The sequence below is a fragment of the Plantactinospora sp. WMMB334 genome (assembly GCF_049179095.1).
Classification (GTDB): domain Bacteria; phylum Actinomycetota; class Actinomycetes; order Mycobacteriales; family Micromonosporaceae; genus Plantactinospora.
In genome coordinates, this window is the sequence record NZ_JBMHME010000002.1 from 113,850 (window position 1) to 136,364 (window position 22,515).

Genomic DNA, 22,515 nt, shown 5'->3' on the forward strand with positions numbered 1-22,515 from the left:
AGTCCTCCCCGATGTCGGACGTGCGCGATTCCGGCTACCGTCGCTACGACGTCCGGCGGCGGTGCTACGCAGCGCGCCGCCGCCGGATCGGCTCCACCGCGCAGCACCGCAGCACAAGGCTCCACACTCGTATCCCACGACGGGCTGACGAGAACCGCACCGAGGAGACCGGCACATGGGCTCGCCCCAGACACTGCACGACTTCGTGCTCAACCTGCTGACCAACCCGGACGCCCGGTCGGCCTTCGAGATCGACCCCGAGGGCGCGCTGCGTGAGGCCGGGCTGGCCGACCTCAGCGTCGCGGACGTCCAGGACGTGGTGCCGCTGGTGGTGGACTATGCGCCGGTGCAGGGGCTCACCTCGCTGGTGCCGCCGGTCGGCGACGACGGAGGGCTCGGTCAGTTCCAGCTCGACCCGACCGGCGTGATCGGCCAGCTGCAGGACGTGGCGCAGTTCGGTGCCGCCACGCACTCCACCGGCTCGGACATCAACGCGGCGACGCTGGGTGCGATAAGCGTCGCGCCGGAGGTCCTCGGCGGCGTCGGCGCCGCCGTGCCCGGGCTCGGCGGCGACCAGCTCGCCGATCCGCTGGGTCTGGTCGATCCGCTGGTGCCGACCGGTGTGGATGTCGCCGACAGCCTCGACTCCGAGGTGGTGGACCCGGCGCTGAGCAACCCCGGCGGCGTGGTGGGCACCGCCGACGGCGCGGTCGGCGACCCGGTGGGCGGCGGTCAACTCGGCCTGGTCGACTTCGCCGGTGACACCGTGCGGGGCACCCTGGACGGTGTCACCGGCCTGGTCGACTCGCTGGGCGTTGGCGGCACCGTCGGCGGGGTGACCGACACCGTGGGTGGCGTGACCGACACCGTCGGCGGCGTGACGAACGCGGTGACCGGAGTCGGCGAGAGCCTGGACATCGCACCCCTCAGCTCCACCGGAGCACCGGTCCTCGACGACCTCGACGCCGGTTCGACGGTGACCGGCCTGACGGACACCGTCGGCAACACTCTCAGGGACACCACCTCGAGTGTCCTCGGTGACAACGGCCATGCCGGAGAAGTAGACGCCTCCACCTCCGGCGGCCTTCTGGGGATCGCGGACGACCTCCTCTGAGCGCGGGAAGTCCGTGAGGCCCGCCGAAGGCCGGACCGTGGTCCCACGGTCCGGCCTTCGGTCCTCTTACCCTGGCTCCTCTTGATAATTCCGGCGCAACCGGCACACTTGGTGCGTGATGCCGCCCAGCTGGCTTGCCGTACTCGACGAGGTCGTTCGGGTCTCCGGTACGCATGGTCGAAGTGACCTGATCGCCTGGCTCCGGCAGCGGCGGACCCAGTTGCTGGATCCGAGACTGCGGGTGCTGGTGGTCGGCGAGCCCAAACAGGGCAAGAGCCAGCTCGTCAACGCACTGCTCAACGCATCGGTCTGTCCGGTCGGTGACGGGATCAGCACCACCATCCCGACCGTGGTCGGGCACGCCGAGGCGCCGACCGCCGCCCTCGTCTGGAGCCCGCCGCAGCCGCTCGACCGGCCGGCGCAGCCACGACCGGCGGACGGCCGGGGCCCGTCGGAGGGTCGGGGCCCGGAACGACCGGGTGGCCGGCGGCCCGTCCCGCAGGCACCTCCGGAGCGGTCCGGCCCGCCGGAGGATCTCCCGTCCCCGGTCGGCGCGCGACCCGGCACGGCGGTGCCCGGCCCGGCGCGCCGGATCGCCGTCCCGATCGAGCAGATCGCCGCCCGGATCAGCGGTCGCAGCGGCGGGATCGGGGAGGTACCCGCCACGGCGACCGGTGGTCCGGCCGGTGCCGGGCGTACGGTCGGGTCCGGCGGGCGGCGGCCGACCGGTGGCCTGGAGCACGCCGAGATCGGCATCCCCCGGGCGCTGCTCGCCTCAGGGCTGGTCCTGGTCGACACGCCGGGCGCGGGCGGCACCGACCCGGGCCGGGCGATCAGCCCGGCCGCCACCCCGAGCCAGGCCGACCTGGTGCTGCTGGTCTCGGACGTGACCCGGGAGCTCTCGGTCGCCGAGATGAACCTCCTGCTGCACATCGCGCGGTCGCACGCCAACCTGGCCGTGGTGCAGAGCAAGATCGACCTGGTGCCGCACTGGCGTACGGTGGTCGAGCGCAACCGCCAGCATCTCGCCGACGCCGGCGTGCCGGCAGCGCTGATCCCGGTCTCCGCGACGCTGCGGTTGCAGGCGGCCCGGAGCAACGACAAGCAGCTCAACGCCGAGTCGCACTTTCCGGAGCTGATCAACCGGCTCAGGCGCGACCAGGCGGGCAAGGCCGACGCGCTGGCCCGGGCGGCGGTGGCGCACAGCGCCCGCACCGCGCTCGAGCAGCTCGCGGCACCGCTCCGCGCCGAACTCGCCGTCTCGAAGGCCGTCACCCCGGAGCAGTCCGGCCCGATCGCGAAGCTGCACGCGGCGCAGCGCGAGGTGGACGAGCTGCGCCGGTGCTCACAGCGCTGGCAGAACACCCTCAACGACGAGATGGCGGACCTGATCTCCGACGTCGAGTACGACCTGCGGGACCGTACCCGGCAGATCCTGCGCAAGGTCGACGAGGCGTTCGACAAGGCCGACCCACTGACCGGCTGGGACACCTTCCAGGAGTGGCTGACCGAGAACCTCACCGACGCGGCCGAGGCCAACTACGCCTGGCTGGCCGAGCGCTGCGGCTGGATCGCCAACCGGGTCGCCAGCCAGTTCGACAGGTACGGCTTCGACGCGCTGCCGAGCTGGTCGGTGCGGGTGCCGGAGAACCTCGGCGACCGGATCCAGATCATGGAACAGCCCACTGTGGAACGGTTCACGCCCACCCAGAAGCTGGTCACCGGCCTGCGCGGCTCGTACGGTGGCGTGCTGATGTTCGGCCTGGCCACCACGCTGGCCGGCATGCCGCTGATCAACCCGATCTCGCTCGGCGCCGGCGCGCTCTTCGGCGGCAAGAGCGTGCGCGACGAGGGGAAGTCGCTACTCAAACGGCGGCAGGCGGCGGTCAAGACGGCCACCCAGCGGCACGTCGACGACTTCTTCCTCCGGCTCAGCAAGGACTGCAAGGACACCGCCCGGCAGGTGCAGCGGATGCTCCGGGACCACTTCACCGCGCTGAGCGAGGAGTTGCAGGAGGGGATCGTGCGGTCGTTCCGGACCGCCAAGCAGGCGGCCGAGACGGAGGCGGCAGAACGCGACCAGCGCCAGCGCCGGATCGCGCTGGAGATGAAGCGGCTGGCGGACATCTACGAGCGGGCCCAGGCGCTGGTCGGCACGGAGTCCCTCGGCGCCGGACATCCCGGCCTGGAGCCCGGCCCGGGTGGTCTCGGGTGAATCGGGTGGGCCGGTTGGACGAGGCGGCCTGGGGGCTGGTGCACGAGGCGCTGGAGGTCTACGGCAACGATCCCCGCGCGGTGGAGCAGTTGCACCGCCAGTTCGCCCGCTTCGAGGAGCCGCTGCGGATCGCGGTCGCCGGGCCCTGGCGGTCCGGCAAGTCGACCCTGGTGAACGCCGTCATGGGCGAGGCGGTCGCGCCGGTCGAGGTGGCCGACGGCCGCCAGGTCTTCACCTGGTACGAGGACGGGCCCGAACCGAGGGTGACGGCGTATCCGGCCGGGGGTGCGCCCCGGGACCTCGCGGTGACCCGTACCGCCAGCGGCATGCGGGTCGACCTCGGGGGCGGCCGGTGGGACCAGGTCGACGACATCGTGGTGCAGTGGCCGACCAGGGCACTGCGGCACGCGGTGCTGATCGACACCCCGGCAGCCAGCACCGGGGTCACCGGCGCCCGGCCGGCGGGCGAGGACTCTCCGGCAGGGCGGCGGGCGCTCGGTGCCGCGCCGGCCACCGGGGGAGACGCCGAACTCGTCGCCGGCCCCGGCGGTGCGTCCACGATGGAGCGGATCGTCCGCGAGACGGACGCGGTGCTCTGGCTGAGCCGGGACGGCAGCGGTGACGGGCTGGGGCCGTTGCACGCCGCACAGTCGGGGACGGTGGCCCGGGCCGCGCCGGTCAACGTACTCCTGGTGCTCTCCCGGGTGGACGAACTCGCCGGCGGCCGGGTCGACGCCCTGCTCACCGCCAGGCAGCTCGCCCGCCGGCACCGCCGCGACCCCCGGATCAACACCCGCTGCCTGAGCGTGGTCGCGCTCGGCGGCCTCGTCGCGCTCGCCGGCCGGATGCTGAGCGAGCCCGACTTCGCCGGGCTGGCCGCGCTGGGCCGGCTACCCCGGCCCGACACCGATCGGCTGCTCCTCTCCACCGACCGGTTCACCGCCGTCGACTTCCCGGTCGCGGTCGACGTCGAGACCCGGCAACGGCTGCTCGACCGGCTCGGCATCTTCGGGGTACGCCTGGCGACCACGCTGGTCCGGACGGGCTGCGACAGCCGCGCCACGCTCGCCGCCGAGCTGGTCCGGCGCAGCGGCCTGACCGAGCTGCGCGAGTCGATGAACCGCTACTTCGTGGACCGCGCCCCGGTGCTGAAGGCGCGGGCGGTGCTGATGGCCCTGGAGTCTCTGATCCGTGCCGAGCCCCGCCCGGGAGCGTCGGAGCTGCTCGCCCGGCTGGAGCAGGTGCTCGCCGGGGCGCACGAGTTCCGCGAGCTGCGGCTCTCGGCGGCGCTGCTCGGCGGCGAGCTCCGGTTCGACGCGGAGCTCGCGGCCGAGGCCAACCGGCTGGTCGGCGGCGACGGTGCCAGCCTGGCGGCCCGGCTCGGCGTCGAGCACGACGCCACCGGCGACGAGCTGTGGGCACGCGGCTCGGCGGCGGTACGCCGCTGGCAGGACCTGGCCGAGGACCCGCTGCGCGGCATCGACCAGCGCCGGGCGGCCCGGCTCGTGGTAAGAAGCTGCGAGGGAATGCTCGCCGAACTCTCCTGACACTCTCCTGAGCCGAAACCCGATAGTCCTCTTAGGCCACACAACAACCCCCTCCCCGCTTTCCCCGCCCTCCCCGCCCTCCCCGCCCTCCCCGCCCTCCGCCCGCCTGCTTCGCAAACTGCAAGATCGCAGATCTTGGGTCTGTCGTTAGAAGGGTGTAAGACCTGACAAAGGAGACACCCGATGGGGACGTTGAAGATCGCGGCGGCGGCTGGTGTGGTCGACGGGCCGGCAGTACCGGCGCGGCAGGGCGTGGCCGGCGTGGAGCCTGAGGTGACGGCGGAGGCCTTGGCCGAGGCTCTCGACCCGCGGTTGGTCGCCAGGCTTGCCGCGCAGGCCAGGTCGCAGGGCGTGTCGCTGCTGGGCCGTGATGGTCTGCTGCAGCAGCTGACCAAGCGGTTCCTGGAGGCGGCCCTGGAAGCGGAGATGGACGAGCACCTGGGTTACGACAAGCACGCCCCGGCCGGGCGAAACGGCGGCAACAGCCGTAACGGCAAGCGGTCCAAGACGTTGTTGACCGAGGTCGGTCCGGTGGGCATCGATGTGCCGCGTGATCGGGATGGTTCGTTCGCGCCGGAGATCGTCAAGAAGCGGCAGCGGCGTTTCGGTGGGATCGACGACCTGGTCATCAGCCTGACGGCGAAAGGCCTGACGACCGGTGAGGTGGCCGCGCATCTGGCCGAGGTGTACGGGGCGCAGGTGTCCAAGGACCACATCTCCACGATCACCGAGCGGGTGATGGAGTATCAGGCGGAGTGGCAGTCAAGGCCCCTGGACACGGTCTATCCGGTGATCTTCATCGACTGCATCCATGTGAAGATCCGTGACGGTCAGGTCGCGAACCGGCCGGTCTACGTCGCCCTGGCCGTGACCGCCGACGGTGGCAAGGACGTGCTCGGGCTGTGGGTCGGTGACAGCAACGGCGAGGGCGCGAAGTTCTGGACCCGGGTGCTGACCGAGCTTAGAAACCGTGGCGTGGCCGACGTGCTGATGGTCGTCTGCGACGGGCTCAGGGGCCTGCCCGACGCGATCGGCGTCGTCTGGCCGCAGGCCGTCGTGCAGACGTGTCTGATCCATCTGCTGCGCAACTCGTTCAAGTACGCGTCGAAAGCCGATTGGGGCCAGATCGCCAAGGACCTCAAGCCGGTCTACGGCGCACCGAGTGACTCGGCCGCTCTCGACGCGTTCGCGGAGTTCAGCGAGAAGTGGGAGCGCAAGTATCCGGCGATTGTCCGGCTCTGGGAGAACGCGTGGGCGGAGTTCACTCCGTTCCTGCAGTTCAGCCCCGAGATCCGGAAAATCGTGTGCAGTACGAACGCGATCGAGAGCCTCAACGCCCGGTTCCGGCGCGCGGTCAACGCCCGCGGGCACTTCCCGACCGAGAACGCCGCGCTGAAGGTGCTCTACCTGACCGTGTGCGGCCTCGACCCGACCGGTAAGGGCCGTACCCGCTGGTCGAACAAGTGGAAAGCCGCGATGAACGCGTTCGACATCGCCTTCGACGGGCGCCTGACCGCAGCACAACGTTGACAACCCAAAGATCATCAATCTAGAGAATCCTAATTACACCTTTTAGGTGACACACCCCAGATCTTGGAACCCGATGGTCGCCATAGCGACCCTGCGATTCCAAGATCTGCGATCTCTTTCGACTTTGGAGGTTGGTGCGGTGATCCGGGGGTGGGGGAGATCCGTAGTGGGGGGGTGGGGGCTGCGGTTCGGGGGTTCGGGGTGGGGGTTGTTCGTGCGGCGTGGGAGGTTGAGCGGTGGGGAGGAAGGCGAGCATGATGCGAGCGGGTAGGAGGGACCCCGACGAGGGGAGGCCGGGGGAAGGTTCCCTACCGGTCGGGGAGGCGGCGGGAGTGCGGCGGTCAGCGCCGGGCGGGGTACGCCGGCTGGTCGGGCCGGTCTCGATCGGTGCGGCGGTAGCCGGGCTCGTGGCAGCGGTCCTGGTGGCCGTACAGGTGACCCAGCCGCCCGCTCCGGACGCCACGGCGGCCGGCGGTACGCCGAGCGCCACCGCGACCGTGCCTGCCACCACACCTGCCACACCGACGCCGACGCTCACCGGGATCTCGCCGAGCCCGCACCCGGCCACACCGACGCCGCGGGCCCGGACGTCTTCGCGGCCGGCCGCAGCGGCGGGCCCGGCCCGCACCTCCGACAAGAAGGGTGTGGCGGTCTGGACGTTTCCCGGCGTCGGCCAGGCGCTGGCGAACTCGAAGGCGAGCTGGTACTACACCTGGGCCACCCACCACCAGGGGATCACCACGCCCCGAGGCGTCGGCTTCGTGCCGATGATCTGGGGCCGGGACAATGTGGACCCCGGCAGCCTGGCCCAGGCGAAGGCGGCCGGGCCGTACCTGCTGGGCTTCAACGAGCCGGACATGGCCGGCCAGGCGAACATGAGCGTGGAGGAGGCGCTGCGGCTCTGGCCGAAGGTGCAGGAGACCGGTGCCACGCTGGGTAGCCCTGCGGTCGCCTTCGGTGGGGCCGACCCCGGCGGCTGGCTCGACCGGTTCATCTCCGGCGCCAGGTCGCGCGGCTACCGGGTCGACTTCATCGCCCTGCACTGGTACGGCGGGGACTTCGTGACCGCCAACGCCGTCAACCAGCTCCGGCAGTATCTCCAGGCGGTTCACCAGCGTTACCGGATGCCGATCTGGCTCACCGAGTACGCGCTGATCGACTTTTCGAACGGCGGTGTCCGGTTCCCCAGCGAGCAGCAGCAGGCCGCCTTCGTCACCGCGTCCACGAAGATGCTGGCCGGCCTCCCCTACCTGCACCGTTACGCCTGGTTCGGCCTGCCCGCCACCGACCGCGACCGCACCGGACTCTTCCGCACCGGCAACCAGCCGACGGCGGTCGGTCGGGCCTTCCAGGCCGCCGGCTGATCAGCGGCGGCGCCGGATGCGCGGCGGCGCCGGATGCGCGGCGGCGCGGCCTGGGGCGCCTGACCGGGGCGCCTGACCGGGGCGCCTGACCGGGGCGCCTCACCGGGGCGCCTGACCGGGGCGCGGGGCCAGGGCGGAGCGTTAGGCTGCCGGCGTGGAGTCCGTGCCGTTCCTCCTCGCCGGCCGACCGGCCCGGGGCGCCGAGGCCCTCGTGGTCCGGCATCCCTACGACGGGCGCGACGTCGGCCGCACCAGCCACGCCGATCCGGAGCAGGTCGAGACGGCGGTCGCCGCCGCCGAGTCGGTGGCGGAGCGGGCCGCCGCACTGCCGGCGCACGTCCGGGCCGGTGCCCTGGAGCACGTGTCGCGCCGGCTCGCCGAACGGGCCGAGGAGGTCGCCCGGGGCATCATCGCCGAGAGCGGCAAGCCGGTGAAGTGGGCCCGGGTCGAGGTGACCCGCGCGGTCTCGACCTTCCGGTGGGCGGCCGAGGAGGCCAGGCGCTGGTCCGGCGAGGTGCAGCGGCTCGACACCGACCCGGCCGGTGAGGGACGGATCGCCCTGGTCCGCCGGGTGCCCCGGGGCCCGGTGCTCGGCATCACCCCCTTCAACTTTCCGCTGAACCTGGTGGCGCACAAGGTCGCCCCCGCGCTCGCGGTCGGTGCCCCGATCGTCGTCAAGCCGGCCCCGGCGACCCCGCTGACCGCGCTGCTCCTCGGCGAGTTGCTGGCCGAGGTGACCGAACCGGACGGGCCGGGCAGCGGCCTGCCGGCCGGGATGGTCTCGGTGCTGCCGCTGCCGAACGAACGGGCCGGTGACCTGGTCCGCGACCCCCGGCTGCCGGTGGTCTCCTTCACCGGCTCCGGGCCGGTCGGCGCGGCGATCCGGCAATCGGTGCCGGAGAAGCACGTCACGCTGGAACTCGGCGGCAACGCCGCCGCCGTGATCTGCGCGGACTGGGCCAGCACCGACGACTTCGGGTACGCGGCGCAGCGGATCGCCACCTTCGGCAACTACCAGGCCGGGCAGAGCTGCATCGCGGTGCAGCGGGTCTTCGTGCACGAGTGGCTGCTCGACGGATTCCTGCCCCGGCTGGTGGCGGCGGTCGCGGCGCTGCGTACCGGGGATCCGGCCGAGGACGCCACCGACGTCGGGCCGCTGATCGACGGGGCCGCCGCCCGGCGCGTCGAGAGCTGGGTCGACGAGGCGGTGGCGGCCGGGGCAACCGTCGAGCTGGGCGGTCGCCGCGAGGGCGCCTGCTACACCCCGACGGTGCTGACCGGGGTGCCGCCGGGCTGCCGGGTCGACACCGAGGAGGTCTTCGGACCCGTCCTGGTGGTGGCGCCGGTGCCGGACGACGCGGCCGCGTTCGCCGCCGTCAACGACTCGGCGTACGGGTTGCAGGCCGGGGTCTTCACGCACAGCGTGCAGACCGCCTTCGCCGCGTACCGGACGCTCCGGGTGGGCGGGGTGATCGTCGGGGACGTGCCGTCGTACCGGGCCGACCAGATGCCGTACGGCGGGGTGAAGGGCAGCGGCGTCGGCCGGGAGGGGGTGCGCAGCGCGATGGAGGACTACACCGAACCCCGGGTCATGGTGCTGAGCGGCATCGAGTGGTAGGCCGCCCGCCGCTGCCGCGCCGACTTGCAAGGAAGGGCCCCCTCTTATCGCTTTCTGTAGAAGAAGGGCCCCCGGCTAACCATCGGGCAGGATTCGGCGCAGCGCCGGGCGGGCATGAGAGAGGGCGGCCGCCGGCCCACCGGTAGCCTGTGCCCGGATCCGCACTGCGACGAGCGAGGTGATCATGTCGGTACGGCGTGCCGCGAGCCGGCTGGGAGCTGTCTGCCTGCTGGTCGCAACGACGGTGTTCCTGACCGCCGTCCCGGCCGGAGCCGCGGGTGAGTCCGTCCGGGTCCGGGCGCCCAACTCGATCAGCGCGGGTGGTTCGCCGGGCTCGGTGACGGTGAACGTCTCGATGCGCAGCGGTGACTGCGTCAGCGTCCGGACCTCGCTCGGCGTACACCTGCCGGGGCTGACCGCCGATCGGGTCGAGGTGCGGGTCGCGGCCGACGGTGGCTGGCGTCGCGTGCCGGTCTCGGTGGTCGGCGGGCTGGTCGTCACGGAACGCACCGCGCCGAACCGGCCCGAACTCTGCGCCCGGAAGAACGTCACCAGCCGCTACCGGGTGACCCTGCTGGCCGGTGCGCCGCCCGGCCGGGTGGGTCTGCTGGCCGAGGCGTACACGGCAAACGGTCGGCTGCTCGGTCGGGGCACCGACTCGGCCCGGGTGAGCGGCCGGACCGGCGCCGCCCCGGCACTGACGCCGAGTACGGCACTGACGCCGTCCCCGGCCGCGGAGCAGACCGAGGAGGCGGTGGCGGAGCCCACCCAGGAGGTGGCCGCCGCGGCGGCGCTGCCGGGGAGTACGCCGGCCGGCGTCGAGTCCGGCGGGTCGCTCGGGCTCGGTGGGCTGGTGATGCTGGTCGGTCTGGTGATGGTCGGGATCGGTGTCGCCCTGCTGGTGCTCCTGATCCGGCGTGGCCGGGCGGACCGGGCTCGCCGGGCGGCGGCCGCCGTGGCGTCGGATGACGATCCGACCGCCCGGATCGTCGTGCTCGGCGCGGAACCGACGCCCCGCGTTCCGCCGGCCGACGCCTCCCCGACGACCCGGATTCCGCCGGTCGGTGCGTCTCCGACGACCCGGATTCCGCCGGCCGGCGCCTCCGGGCCGGGGTCGGCTGGAAGGCCGGGGTCGGCTGGAAGGCTGGAGTCGGCTGGAAGGCCGGGGTCGGCTGGTGGCGCGCGACCACCGGGGGGCGCCGCGGTGCCGGGCTTCGGGGAACAGACGCTGATCCTGCCCACGGCCGGTGCCGTCCCGCCGCGTCCGGCCGGCGTGACACCGCCGCGCCAGGCGGAGCCGGTGCCACCCCATTCCGTTCCGTCGGTAGGGGCTGGTGGCGGAGCGCCCGGCGAGACGCCTGTCCGTGCCGATGGCGCGTCGTCCCGCCCGTTGGACGGGCCGGAGCGGCTCGACGGCCGGCCGCGGGGCCAGGACGGGCCGGTACCGCCGGAGCAGCCGCCGGCCGGCGGACCGGACGCCACGTTGATCCTGCCGCCCACCCGTCGCCGCCCCCCGCGGTAGTGGCCGGTGGCAGCGGGGCTGCGGGTCGGCCCTGTTCACCGCCGGTGGCTCGCCTTGGGGCGGGCTGCGCCCTCCGGCTCCGATACGCTCAGGCCGTTGACCGAGTGTCCGGCTGAGGGGCGAGATCTTGTCTGATTTGTCCGCTATCGTCAAGGCGTACGACGTCCGGGGCACCGTTCCCGAGCAGTGGGACGAACGGGTCGCCGAGGCGTTGGGTGCAGCCTTCGCGCAACTTCTCCGTACCTCCGGGGAGGCCGCGGAGACCGTCGCCGTCGCCCACGACATGCGGGAGTCGTCGCCCGGGCTCGCCGCAGCGTTCAGCGACGGCGTCCGCTCCGAGGGCCTCGGCGTGCTCCATCTCGGCCTGGGCAGCACGGACCTGCTCTACTACGCCTCCGGCAGCCTCGGGCTGCCCGGCGCGATGTTCACCGCCAGCCACAACCCGGCCGGCTACAACGGCATCAAGATGTGCCGGGCCGGCGCCCGGCCGATCGGCCAGGACACCGGGCTCGCCGAGCTGCGGGACCGCGCCCAGGCACTGCTGGACAAGGGCGAGGCGCGCCTCGTGGACGGCCCGCTGTCGCCGCTGGAGCACCGGGACCTGCTTTCCGGGTACGCCGCCCACCTGCGCACCCTGGTCGACCTCTCCGGGATCCGCCCGCTCAAGGTGGTGATCGACGCGGGCAACGGCATGGGCGGGCACACCGTGCCGGCGGTGCTCGGCGACACCGTGCTGCCGGCCCTGCCGTTGGAGATCGTGCCGCTCTACTTCGACCTCGACGGCTCGTTCCCGAACCACGAGGCCAACCCGCTCGACCCGGCGAACCTGGTCGACCTGCAGGCGGCGGTACGCCGGCACGGCGCCGATGTCGGGCTCGCCTTCGACGGCGACGCCGACCGGTGCTTCGTGGTCGACGAGCGGGGCGAGCCCGTCTCGCCGTCGGCGATCACCGCCCTGGTCGCCGTCCGCGAGCTGGCCAAGCACCCGGGTGCCACGATCATCCACAACCTGATCACGTCGAGCGCGGTGCCGGAGATCGTCCGGGAGCACGGCGGCGTGCCGGTCTGCAGCCGGGTCGGGCACTCGTTCATCAAGGCCGACATGGCCCGGACCGACGCGGTCTTCGGCGGTGAACACTCGGCGCACTACTACTTCCGGGAGTTCTGGTTCGCCGACACCGGCATGCTCGCCGCGATGCACCTGCTGGCGGCGCTCGGCGAGCAGTCCGCACCCCTCTCCGAGCTGTGTCGGGCCTACCAGCGGTACACCGCCTCCGGTGAGATCAACTCGACGGTGCCGGACCAGCGGGCGAAGGTGGCCGAGGTCAGGGCGGCGTACCCGGAGGCGGAGGCCGACGAGCTGGACGGGCTGACCCTGCGGTTCGCCGACGGCGCCTGGCTCAACCTGCGTCCCTCCAACACCGAGCCGCTGCTCCGGCTCAACGTCGAGGCGCCCACCCCGGACCGGATGGTGGCACTCCGCGACGAGGTGCTCGGAGTCGTTCGCCGTTAAGATCCATCGCGCCGGTCGGCGACCCGCCGTCAGCCGACCTACCGCACGAGGAGTGGAAGGAGCCGCACCGTGGCCCTCGACCCGCAGTTGCTGGAGATCCTGGCCTGTCCGGATACCCACCACGCACCGCTGGACTACGATCCGGCGGCGCAGACCCTGACCTGCACCGAGTGCGCGCGGATCTTCGACGTACGCGACGACGTGCCGGTGCTGCTGCTGGACGAGGCGCGCGGCGGCCCGGCGACCGGTGCTGGCGCGACCTCCGGCGAGGACGCGATCTCCGGTGGCGGCGTCACCTCCGGCGGGGGAGACGTCTCCGGCGAGAGCACGGACCCGCGATGATGGACGGCACGGCCGGTCTGCGCGGGCGCCCGGTCGCCGACGAGGCGCTGCTCGACGACGTGGCGGCGATGTCGGAGAACGATCCCGGCGGCATGCTCCGGCACACCGCCGCGGCCGGCGCGCAGGTGCGGGAGTCCGCCGCGCTGGCCGCCGAGGCCAATCTCGGGATGCTGGCCGACGAGGGGCGCCCCCGGGCGGTCGTCATCGCCGGCATCGGCACCGCCGCCCGCACGGGTGAGGTGCTGACCACCGTCGCCGGTCCGCGCTGCCCCGTACCCGTGATCCAGCACCGCAGTGCCGGGGTGCCCGGCTGGGTGGGCGCGGCGGACGTGGTCATCGCGGTCAGCGCCTCCGGGCGCGGCCCGGAGGCGCTCGGCGCGGCCGAGGCCGCCGCCCGGCGCGGCGCCCGGCTGGTCGCGGTCGGCGCGCCGGACTCGCAGCTCCAGTCGGTGGCCGAGGGCGTACGCGCGCCGTTCGTGCCGGTCCCGCGCCGGGCGCCGGCCCGGGCCAGCCTCTGGGCGCTCACCGTGCCGGTGCTGCTCGCCGGCCGCGCGCTCGGCCTGGTCAAGGTGAACGAGGCGGACCTGGCCGAGACGGCGGCCCGGCTGGACACCGACGCCGACCGGTGCCGCCCGTCCGCCGAATCCTTCGTCAACCCGGCCAAGTCGCTGGCGCTCGGCCTGGCCGGCTCGGTGCCGATCGTCTGGGGGTCGTCGCCGCTGGCCACGGCCGCGGCCCGGCGCTTCGGCGACACCCTCTCGGCGAACGCCCGCTATCCCGTGGTGGCCGGCGCCCTCGGCGAGGCGGGCCGGGGCCGGGTCGGGCTGCTCGACGGCGTCTTCGGCGGGCTCGGCGAGTCCAGCCGGGACATCTTCGCCGACCCGGAGGAGGAGGCGCCCGGCACCCGGCTGCGGCTGGTGCTGCTCCGCGACGGCGGCCTGAACGCCGACGAGGACACCGACGAGCCGCTGGTGGTGGAGGAGCGCCGGGCCGACGCGGTGCAGACCCTGGCCGAGCGGCGCGGGGTGCGCTGCGACGTGGTGACCGCCGAGGGCGGCTCCGCACTGGAGCGGCTCGCCTCGCTCACCGCCGTCCCGGACTTCGCCTCGATCTATCTGGCTCTGGCGCACGGGCTCGACCCGATGGCCGTGCCGGCGATCACCGAGATGAAGGAGCTGTCCAACCCGTGAGCGAGCAGACCACCGGGCCCGGCGTCGCCGCGGCTCACGCCCGCGCCGAGCCGGCCGGGGCCCGCTCGTGAGCGCGGGTGGCGGCACCCGGGCGATCGTCGCGGCACTGCTGGCCAACCTGGGCATCGCGGTCACCAAGTTCGTCGCGTTCGCGCTGAGCGGCTCCTCGTCGATGCTCGCCGAGTCGATCCACTCGGTGGCCGACTCCGGCAACCAGGCGCTGCTGCTGCTCGGCGGGCGCCTGTCGAAGCGCAGGGCCACCCCGGAACACCCCTTCGGGTACGGCCGGGAGCGCTACATCTACGCCTTCATCGTCTCCATCGTGCTGTTCAGCCTCGGTGGCCTCTTCGCGCTCTACGAGGCCTACCACAAGTGGCACGAGCAGCAGATCCACCCCGGTGGCATCGAGTCGTGGCGCTGGCTGCCGATCGTCGTGCTGGTGGTCGCGATCGTTCTGGAGTCCTTCTCGTTCCGGACCGCGATCGTCGAGTCCAACGCGATCCGCGGCAAGGCGGGCTGGTGGGAGTTCATCCGCCGGGCGAAGGCGCCGGAGCTGCCGGTGGTGCTGCTGGAGGACCTGGGCGCGCTGCTCGGTCTGGTCTTCGCCCTGATCGGCGTCTCGATGACCCTGGTCACCGACAACGGCTACTGGGACGCGGCGGGCACCGCGGCGATCGGTGTCCTGCTGGTCGCGATCGCGGTCGTGCTGGCGTTCGAGACCAAGAGCCTGCTGGTCGGCGAGGGAGCCTCCGCCGACGTCGTCCGCCGGATCGAGCAGGCGATCACCGGTGGTGCCGAGGTCGAGCGGATCATCCACATGAAGACCCTGCACCTCGGGCCGGAGGAGCTGCTGGTGGCGGCGAAGGTCGCGGTGCGGCCGTACGCCTCCGCGGCCGAGCTGGCCGAGGGGATCAACACGGTCGAGGCGCGGATCCGCAACTCCGTGCCGATCGCCCGGGTGATCTATCTGGAGCCGGACATCTACCGGAAGGCCGAGCAGCCCGCGGACGGCGTACCGGAGCTCAAGGAGGCATGACGGGTGGAGCCGCTGTACGGCCGGATCCGGGACTACGCGTGGGGGTCGCGGACCGTCCTCGCCCAGTTGCAGGGCCGCCCGGTGCCGAGCGAGGGCCCGGAGGCGGAGCTGTGGCTCGGCGCCCACCCCGGTGACCCGAGCACGCTGCACCGGGGCGGGGCGCCGCTGAGCCTGCTCGACGCGCTGGCCGAGGATCCGGGGCGCTGGCTCGGGACGGACGTCGTCGACCGGTTCGGGCAGCGGCTCCCCTTCCTGCTCAAGGTGCTGGCCCCGGAGGCGCCGCTGTCGTTGCAGGCGCATCCGGACACCGAGCAGGCCCGGGCCGGGTACGCGGCCGAGACGACCGACCCGGAGTTGACGCACCGCAACTACGTCGACCCGTACCACAAGCCGGAGATGCTGGTCGCGGTCTCGCCGTTCCGGGCGCTCTGCGGGTTCCGCGATCCGGTGGAGTCGGCGGAGCTGCTGGCGGCGTTCGGCGTACCGGCGCTGGCTCCGGTGGCCGGCGCGTTGCGGGCCGGCCCGGACGGGCTGCCGGAGGCGGTGCGTACGCTGCTCAGCTGGCCGGATCCGGAGCGCGCCGGACTGGTGGCGGCGGTGGCGGCGGCGGAGGTCGGCGAGCGGTTCGCCCCCGCCGCCGAGCTCGCCCGCGACCTGGCCCGGCGCTATCCGGCGGATCCGGGTGTGCTTGTCGCGTTGCTGCTCAACCACGTCAGCCTGGCGCCGGGGGAGGCGATCTGGATGCCGGCCGGCAACCTGCACGCCTACCTGCACGGTGCCGGGGTGGAGATCCTGGCCGCCAGCGACAACGTGCTGCGCGGCGGGCTGACCCCGAAGCACGTGGACGTGCGGGAACTGCTCCGGGTGCTCCGCTTCGAGGTGCTCGCCGACCCGGTGGTCAGCCCGGTGCCGGTGGCCCCGGGGGTGGTCACCTGGCCGGTGCCGGTGGACGACTTCGCGCTGCACGGCGTACGCCTGGACCGCCGGGTCGGGTCGGCCCGGCTCGCGCCGCGCGGTCCCCGGATCGCACTCTGCCTGGCCGGCGAGGTCAGTGTGGCGGACGGCGCCGGATCGACGCTGCTCCGGACCGGCGAGGCGGCGATCGGCCGGGCCGACGGCGGGCAGCTCACCGTCAGCGGCGACGGTGAGCTCTACGTCGCCTCCGTCGGCCCGGCCTGAGTCCTCCACCCCCGCGCCGCGCTGCTTCCCACCCCCGGGACGCGAGTCCCCACAAAAGGGAAATTTGCGGATCGGCTTGACAGCTATCTTGCTCAGTGTGACTCTATGAGTACGCCGTGTTATCGCGGAAGAGAAAGCAGGTCCGAAGACACGCGCGGGGGAACCAAACCGGGGGGATGCGCGGGGCGGCCGGAGACTGGGCGGAGAACGCTCGGGACCGGCCGCCCCGCGCGCTGTCGCCCGCGATGTCGACGAGTTGCTCCCGCCCTGCCGCCGCAGGGCGCCGTGACCTCTCCGTACGACCGGCGACCCGGTGCGGGCGGCCCGGCCGGAGGTCCGTACTGTCCGGATTGCGACCCATCCCGGGTCCCTCGGGTGACACCCACGGCGTAACGTGGAGGGTCGCGTCGCAGACCATACGACAGGAGCGTTCATGACCAGCACTCTCCCGGCACCGGCAGGTGGTCCGGCCGCCGCGCCCCGCCCCGGCAGCGTCGCCGAGGGCGACTACAAGGTGGCGGACCTCTCCCTTGCCGAGTTCGGGCGCAAGGAGATCCGACTCGCCGAGCACGAGATGCCCGGCCTGATGTCGATCCGTCGCGAGTACGCCGCGGAGCAGCCGCTGCGCGGCGCCCGGATCACCGGCTCGCTGCACATGACGATCCAGACCGCGGTGCTCATCGAGACGCTGGTGGCGCTCGGCGCGCAGGTCCGCTGGGCCTCCTGCAACATCTTCTCCACCCAGGACCACGCCGCCGCCGCGATCGTGGTCGGGCCGGACGGCACCGTCGACGCCCCGTCGGGCGTACCGGTCTACGCCTGGAAGGGCGAGACGCTCGAGGAGTACTGGTGGTGCACCGAGCAGGTGCTGCTCTGGCCGGACGGCCAGGGGCCGAACATGATCCTCGACGACGGCGGCGACGCCACCCTGCTGGTGCACCGGGGCGCCCAGTTCGAGGGTGCCGGGGCGGTGCCCCCGGTGGAGAGCGCCGACTCCGAGGAGTACGCGGTCATCCTCAACCTGCTGCACCGCTCGCTCCGCGAGGACGACCGGCGCTGGACCCGGGTCGCCGCCGGCATCAGGGGCGTGACCGAGGAGACCACCACCGGCGTGCACCGGCTCTACGAGATGCAGCAGAACGGCGCGCTGCTCTTCCCCGCCATCAACGTCAACGACTCGGTGACGAAGAGCAAGTTCGACAACAAGTACGGCTGCCGCCACTCGCTGATCGACGGCATCAACCGGGCCACCGACGTGCTGATCGGCGGCAAGACCGCCGTCGTGCTCGGCTACGGCGACGTCGGCAAGGGTTGCGCGGAGTCGCTGCGCGGCCAGGGCGCCCGGGTGATCGTGACCGAGGTGGACCCGATCTGCGCGCTCCAGGCCGCGATGGACGGCTACCAGGTGGCCACCCTGGACGACGTGGTCGCCACCGCCGACATCTTCATCACCGCCACCGGCTGCTTCGACGTGATCCGCAACGACCACATGGCGCGGATGAAGCACCAGGCGATCGTCGGCAACATCGGCCACTTCGACAACGAGATCGACATGGCCGGGCTGGCCAAGCGCTCCGACGTGCAGCGGATCAACATCAAGCCGCAGGTCGACGTCTGGCAGTTCGACGACGGCCACTCGATCATCGTGCTCTCCGAGGGGCGCCTGCTGAACCTCGGCAACGCCACCGGGCACCCGAGCTTCGTGATGTCGAACTCGTTCGCCAACCAGACGATCGCGCAGATCGAGCTCTTCACCAAGACCGACCAGTACCCGGTCGGCGTCTACACGCTGCCGAAGCACCTGGACGAGAAGGTGGCCCGGCTGCACCTGGACGCGCTGGGCGCCAGGCTCACCGAGCTGACCAAGGAGCAGGCCGCATACCTCGGCATACCGGTCGAGGGGCCGTACAAGTCGGAGCACTACCGCTACTGATCCCCGGATCGCGACCCGACGAGCCCTGGGCCGGTGCCATCCGGCCCGGGGCTCGCCGCGCTCCAGCGGCCGCACCGGTGCCGCCATCTCCGCCTATCCGGTCGATCCGCTCCGCGCCGCGGGCACGGCCACCACGGGCTGCGGCGTCGTCGGCACCGGCGCCGCCGGCCGCACCGGCACCGGCACCGGCACCGGCACCGGCACCGGCACCGGAGCATCCGCACCCCGCGCGCCGAGCTCCGGCCAGAGCGCCGAGGCCACCGACCGGTTCCCGACCAGCCGCCGCCGCGCCCGCGCGTGCCGCTCGGCCAGTACGGCGGCCAGGTAGGCCCACTCCGGCAGCCCCGGCGGCGGCGGTGGGGTGACCACCGCCGCGACCTCCGCCCAGAGTGACCGGGTCAGCCGGCGTCGGGCGTCCCGGGTCAGCGTCGAGGTCCGGCTCAGCAGTTGGCGTACGGCCAGCGCCAGGCCGTCGTCCAACCGGGTCAGGTCCAGGGTGGCCGCCCAGCTCGCCAGCGGCGGGACCATCATCGGGACGTAGCTGGTCCCGGCCGGGCTCCGCTCGTGGATGACCAGCGTGCCGGCGGCCAGGTCGCCGAGGCGTCGACCCCGGGGATCGCTGAGCATCACGGTCACCCCCGCCGCCCAGGTGAGCAGGGGCAGCACCAGGCCGGGCCACTCCACCGCGACGCCGACCAGGCTGCGGGTCAGCGCCTGCCGGAAACCCACCCGGCCGCCGTCGGCCCGGATCACCCGCAGCCCGACGGCGAGCTTGCCGACCGTACGCCCGGAGTTGACCGTCTCGCAGAGCACCGGATAGCCGACCAGCACCAGCACCACGCCGACGGTCTGCAACCCGGTCAGGAACGCCCGGTCCAGGCTGCCCGGGCCGACGGTCGAGGTGAGCAGGATGCTCGCGCCGCTCACCAGGATCACCGTGAGGGTGAACTGCACCAGGATGTCGACGAGCAGCGCCAGCACCCGGGAGCCGAGCCGGGCGGCCCGGACGTCCAGCTCGACCGCCTCGCCGCTGACCAGCCCGGCATCCGCGCCGTAGCCGGTGCGCGGCGGGGCCGTCGCCGACCTCGGTGGTTGCGCTGTCACACCGACAGTGAACACTATGAGCGCGAAACCTGGGGAGCTGAGTTGGATCTCGACGCGTACACGGCCGAGCACGAGCGGGAGTGGCGGCGGCTGGCCGAGCTGACCCGGCGGCACCGGCTCGACGCCGACGGGGTCGACGAGTTGATCGCGCTCTACCAGCGGGTCGCCACCCACCTGTCGGTGGTGCGCAGCCGCTCGCCCGATCCGGTGCTGGTCGCCCGCCTCTCCCAACTGGTGCTGGCCGCCCGGGGCAGGCTGGCCGGGCGATCCGGTTTCTCCTGGGCGGCCGTCGGCCGGTTCTTCACCACCGGTTTTCCGCTGGCCGTCTACCGGAGCTGGCCGTGGTGGAGCGCGGTCGGCGTCGGCTTCGTGCTGGTCGCGGGCTTCCTGATGGTCTGGACCGCCGAGCATCCGGAGGCCGCCGCCGCGCTGATCGGCGACGAGGCCGCGGCCGAGGCGTTCGCGGCCCGTTTCGTCGGCTACTACAGCGAATACTCCGCGCCCAGCTTCGCCTTCCAGCTGTGGACCCACAACGCCTGGATCGCCGCCCGTTGCCTGGCCGCCGGCATCCTGATCGTGCCGGTCTTCTACCTGCTCTGGCAGAACGCCCTCAACATCGGCGTGACCGGCGGGGTGCTCGCCGCCTACGACCGCACCGACGTCTTCTTCACCATGATCACGCCGCACGGCCTGCTGGAGCTGACCGGGATCTTCCTGGCGGCCGGCGTCGGCCTGCGGATCGGCTGGGCCTGGATCGCGCCGCCGCGCGATCTCACCCGCGGCCAGGCGGTGGCCCGGGCCGGCCGCTCCGGCATCCTGGTCGCCGTCGGGCTGGTCGGGCTCTTCGCGGTCGCCGGCCTCATCGAGGCCTTCGTCACCCCGGCGGCGGCCCCGACCGGGGTACGCGTCGGCATCGGCGTGCTGGCCTGGCTCGGCTTCCTCGGCTACGTGCTCCACTTCGGTCGCCGGGCAAGCCTGCGCGCGGCGGACGGGTGAGGGGACGGCGGGCGGGTCAGAGCTGGCCGAGGGCCTTGAGCCGCAGGTAGGTGTCGGTGACCATCGGGGCGAGCCGGCCGGCCGGGGCGTCGACAACGGTCACCCCGTGCCGGGCCAGCGCCGTGCGCACCCGGTCCCGGTCGGCCAGCGCCCGCCAGGCCGCCGCCGCGGCGTAGGCGTCGTGGACGTCCAGTGGCGACCGGGAGGTGAGGTCGGTCAGCACCGGATCGTGCGCGGAGGCCACGATCACCCGGTGCCGGGTCGCCAGCCGGGGCAGCACCGGCAGCAGCCCCTCGCCGATGGCGCCCGGTTCGAGGGCGGTGAAGAGCACCACCAGGGCGCGTCGGCGCTCCCGCCGGAGGACCTCCCCGGCGACCAGTTCGAAGTCGGTCTCGACCAGGGCCGGCTGGAGCGGCGCGAGCGCGTCGACCATCCGGGCCAGCAGCGTCGACTGGGCGCCCCCGGTCAGCGCCAACCGGACGGCACTGTCCACGGCCAGCAGGTCGACCCGGTCACCGGCCCGGGCGGCCAGCGCCGCCAGCAGCAGGGCGGCGTCGACGGCGGAGTCCAGTCGGGGCTCGTCGCCGACCCGTACCGCCGAGGTGCGTCCGGTGTCGAGCACGCAGACCACCCGCCGGTCCCGCTCCGGCCGCCAGGTCCGGACCAGTACGTCGGCCCGCCGGGCACTGGCCCGCCAGTCGACCGAGCGCACGTCGTCGCCGACGACGTACTCCCGAAGGGTGTCGAACTCGGTGCCGTGGCCACGGCCGCGCGTCACCTCGGTGCCGTCGATGATCCGGAGCCGGGCCAGCTTCTCCGGCAGGTGCCGGCGGGACTCGAAGCGGGGCAGCACCCGCAGTGTCCACGGCGGCGTCGACGGCTGCCCGGCCCGCTGGCGGAACGCCAGCCCCAGCGGCCCGTACGAGCGCAGGGTCAGCCGCAACGCCGGCCGGTCACCACGACGGGTCGGGGTCAGCCGGCTGGGCAGCTCGACCCGGGCGCCCGGGTCGAGCCGCACGATCGGGGCACCGGGAAGGTCGGGCCGGGCCCCGGCGGACGGCACCCAGGCGTCCCGGACCGTGGCGCGCAGCGGCCGGTGCGAGGTGTTGTGCAGCCACACCGAGACGGTGGCGGTGTCACCGAGCCGCACCACCCGGTCACCGTCCCGGCCCGCCTCGACCGCGCCGGGCGGGACGGCCAGTCGCCAGTCCAGCACGGTCAGCGCCAACACCAGCCCGGACATCACCGTCACGCCGAGCCAGGGCGCCGGCCAGAGCGGCAGGGTCAGCGCGCCCGCGCCGAGCAGGGCCGCCGCCCGTCCCGTCATCGGGGTGTCGGCACGGTGCCGAGCACCGCGTCCAGCACCGACCGGGTGGTGACCCCCTCGAGCTCGGCCTCGGGCCGCAGCCGCAGCCGGTGCCGCAGCGTCGGCCGGGCGACCGCCTTGACGTCGTCCGGGGTGACGTGGTCGCGGCCGGCCAGCCAGGCCCACGCCTTCGAGGTGACCAGCAGCGCGATCGCGCCCCGGGGCGAGGCGCCCAGCTCCAGCGCGGGCGCCGCCCGGGTGGCCCGGCAGAGGTCCACGACATAGCCGAGCACGCTCTCGGCGACGGCGGTCCGGCTCACCGCCGCCCGGGCCAGCGCCAGGTCGGCGGGGCTGGCCACCGGGCGTACCCCGGCGGCGGCCAGCTCGCGCGGGTCGAAGCCGGCGTGGTGCGCCCGGAGCACGCCCAGCTCCTCGTCCCGGCTCGGCAGCGGCATGGTCAGGTGCAGCAGGAAGCGGTCGAGCTGGGCCTCGGGCAGCGGGTAGGTGCCCTCGTACTCCACCGGGTTCTGCGTCGCGGCCACGATGAACGGGTCCGGCAGCGGCCGGCGGCTCCCCTCGACCGAGACCTGCCGCTCCTCCATCACCTCCAGCAGCGCGGCCTGGGTCTTCGGCGGCGTCCGGTTGATCTCGTCGGCGAGCAGCAGGTTGGTGAAGACCGGACCCTCCCGGAAGGTGAAGGCGGCGGTGCGCGGGTCGAAGATGAGCGAGCCGGTGACGTCGCCGGGCATCAGGTCGGGGGTGAACTGGAGCCGCTTGGACTCCAGGTCGAGAGCTGCCGCGACGGTACGGACCAGCAGGGTCTTGGCCACCCCCGGTACGCCCTCGAGCAGCACGTGCCCCCGGCATAGCAGCGCGATCACCATCCCGGTGACGACGGCGTCCTGCCCGACGACCGCCTTGGCGACCTCGGTGCGCAGCCGGTGCAGGGCGGCCCGGGCCTCGTCGGCGTCGCCCGGCCCGGCCTGCGCCGGAACCGGGTACGGCG

The 22,515-nt window shown here is 73.4% G+C and carries 16 protein-coding genes and 1 pseudogene; 14 read left to right on the top strand and 3 right to left on the bottom strand.

Annotated elements, in window-relative coordinates; all coding sequences use genetic code 11:
- The first annotated feature begins 175 nt into the window (after positions 1–175).
- The 13 genes and pseudogenes from ACN27G_RS00610 (at position 176) to ahcY (ending at position 18,103) form a co-directional block, all read left to right on the top strand.
- Positions 176–1,114 carry an IniB N-terminal domain-containing protein gene (locus tag ACN27G_RS00610; RefSeq protein ID WP_421490816.1) on the top strand — a complete coding sequence of 313 codons (939 nt, stop codon included), beginning with the start codon at positions 176–178 and terminating at the stop codon, positions 1,112–1,114.
- Between the two features lie 118 nt (positions 1,115–1,232).
- On the top strand, positions 1,233–3,329 hold the full coding sequence (locus tag ACN27G_RS00615) for a GTP-binding protein (RefSeq protein ID WP_421497189.1): 2,097 nt from the start codon (positions 1,233–1,235) through the stop codon (positions 3,327–3,329).
- On the top strand, positions 3,326–4,876 hold the full coding sequence (locus ACN27G_RS00620) for a hypothetical protein (protein WP_421490817.1): 1,551 nt from the start codon (positions 3,326–3,328) through the stop codon (positions 4,874–4,876). The genes ACN27G_RS00615 and ACN27G_RS00620 overlap by 4 nt, the downstream gene beginning before the upstream one ends.
- A gap of 261 nt (positions 4,877–5,137) precedes the next feature.
- Positions 5,138–6,406 carry an IS256 family transposase gene (locus tag ACN27G_RS00625; RefSeq protein WP_421497190.1) on the top strand — a complete coding sequence of 423 codons (1,269 nt, stop codon included), beginning with the start codon at positions 5,138–5,140 and terminating at the stop codon, positions 6,404–6,406.
- A gap of 332 nt (positions 6,407–6,738) precedes the next feature.
- Positions 6,739–7,770 (top strand): glycoside hydrolase family protein, encoded by a 1,032-nt coding sequence (locus ACN27G_RS00630; protein ID WP_421490818.1) that lies wholly within the window; start codon positions 6,739–6,741, stop codon positions 7,768–7,770.
- A 154-nt stretch (positions 7,771–7,924) separates the two neighbouring features.
- Positions 7,925–9,388 carry an aldehyde dehydrogenase family protein gene (locus ACN27G_RS00635; protein WP_421490819.1) on the top strand — a complete coding sequence of 488 codons (1,464 nt, stop codon included), beginning with the start codon at positions 7,925–7,927 and terminating at the stop codon, positions 9,386–9,388.
- 184 nt (positions 9,389–9,572) lie between these two features.
- Positions 9,573–10,910, top strand: a complete 1,338-nt coding sequence (locus tag ACN27G_RS00640) for a hypothetical protein (protein WP_421490820.1) — start codon at positions 9,573–9,575, stop codon at positions 10,908–10,910.
- A gap of 127 nt (positions 10,911–11,037) precedes the next feature.
- A complete protein-coding gene (locus tag ACN27G_RS00645) occupies positions 11,038–12,423 on the top strand; it encodes a phosphomannomutase/phosphoglucomutase (protein WP_421490821.1) in 1,386 nt (461 codons plus the stop codon).
- Positions 12,424–12,492: 69 nt separating this feature from the next.
- Positions 12,493–12,666: pseudogene (locus ACN27G_RS00650) on the top strand (Trm112 family protein); the annotation flags it as partial.
- A 95-nt stretch (positions 12,667–12,761) separates the two neighbouring features.
- Entirely contained in the window at positions 12,762–13,955 is a 1,194-nt protein-coding gene (locus ACN27G_RS00655; protein ID WP_421490822.1) for an SIS domain-containing protein, read from the top strand.
- A gap of 67 nt (positions 13,956–14,022) precedes the next feature.
- The gene (locus tag ACN27G_RS00660) at positions 14,023–14,991 is read left to right on the top strand and encodes a cation diffusion facilitator family transporter (RefSeq protein WP_421490823.1); all 969 of its coding nucleotides are present in this window, start codon (positions 14,023–14,025) and stop codon (positions 14,989–14,991) included.
- Between the two features lie 3 nt (positions 14,992–14,994).
- Positions 14,995–16,170: a mannose-6-phosphate isomerase, class I gene (manA, locus tag ACN27G_RS00665; RefSeq protein ID WP_421490824.1), complete on the top strand. Its 1,176-nt coding sequence runs from the start codon at positions 14,995–14,997 to the stop codon at positions 16,168–16,170.
- A gap of 433 nt (positions 16,171–16,603) precedes the next feature.
- Entirely contained in the window at positions 16,604–18,103 is a 1,500-nt protein-coding gene (ahcY, locus tag ACN27G_RS00670; RefSeq protein WP_421490825.1) for an adenosylhomocysteinase, read from the top strand.
- Positions 18,104–18,196: 93 nt separating this feature from the next.
- Here ahcY and ACN27G_RS00675 read toward each other — a convergent pair whose 3' ends face one another.
- On the bottom strand, positions 18,197–19,207 hold the full coding sequence (locus ACN27G_RS00675) for an RDD family protein (RefSeq protein ID WP_421490826.1): 1,011 nt from the start codon (positions 19,205–19,207) through the stop codon (positions 18,197–18,199).
- A 42-nt stretch (positions 19,208–19,249) separates the two neighbouring features.
- Here ACN27G_RS00675 and ACN27G_RS00680 point away from each other — a divergent pair, with 42 nt between their 5' ends.
- Entirely contained in the window at positions 19,250–20,203 is a 954-nt protein-coding gene (locus tag ACN27G_RS00680; protein WP_421490827.1) for a stage II sporulation protein M, read from the top strand.
- Between the two features lie 16 nt (positions 20,204–20,219).
- Here ACN27G_RS00680 and ACN27G_RS00685 read toward each other — a convergent pair whose 3' ends face one another.
- The gene (locus tag ACN27G_RS00685) at positions 20,220–21,530 is read right to left on the bottom strand and encodes a DUF58 domain-containing protein (RefSeq protein ID WP_421490828.1); all 1,311 of its coding nucleotides are present in this window, start codon (positions 21,528–21,530) and stop codon (positions 20,220–20,222) included.
- A complete protein-coding gene (locus tag ACN27G_RS00690; protein WP_421497191.1) occupies positions 21,527–22,456 on the bottom strand; it encodes an AAA family ATPase in 930 nt (309 codons plus the stop codon). The genes ACN27G_RS00685 and ACN27G_RS00690 overlap by 4 nt, the downstream gene beginning before the upstream one ends.
- Positions 22,457–22,515 lie beyond the last annotated feature (59 nt).

Excerpts from the sequence above, each read along its gene's own strand:
- ACN27G_RS00640 (WP_421490820.1), top strand. The coding sequence starts at position 9,573 with ATGTCGGTACGGCGTGCCGCGAGCCGGCTGGGAGCTGTCTGCCTGCTG.
- ACN27G_RS00655 (WP_421490822.1), top strand. The coding sequence starts at position 12,762 with ATGATGGACGGCACGGCCGGTCTGCGCGGGCGCCCGGTCGCCGACGAG.
- ahcY (WP_421490825.1), top strand. The coding sequence starts at position 16,604 with ATGACCAGCACTCTCCCGGCACCGGCAGGTGGTCCGGCCGCCGCGCCC.
- ACN27G_RS00615 (WP_421497189.1), top strand. The coding sequence starts at position 1,233 with ATGCCGCCCAGCTGGCTTGCCGTACTCGACGAGGTCGTTCGGGTCTCC.
- ACN27G_RS00685 (WP_421490828.1), bottom strand. The coding sequence starts at position 21,530 with ATGACGGGACGGGCGGCGGCCCTGCTCGGCGCGGGCGCGCTGACCCTG.
- ACN27G_RS00610 (WP_421490816.1), top strand. The coding sequence starts at position 176 with ATGGGCTCGCCCCAGACACTGCACGACTTCGTGCTCAACCTGCTGACC.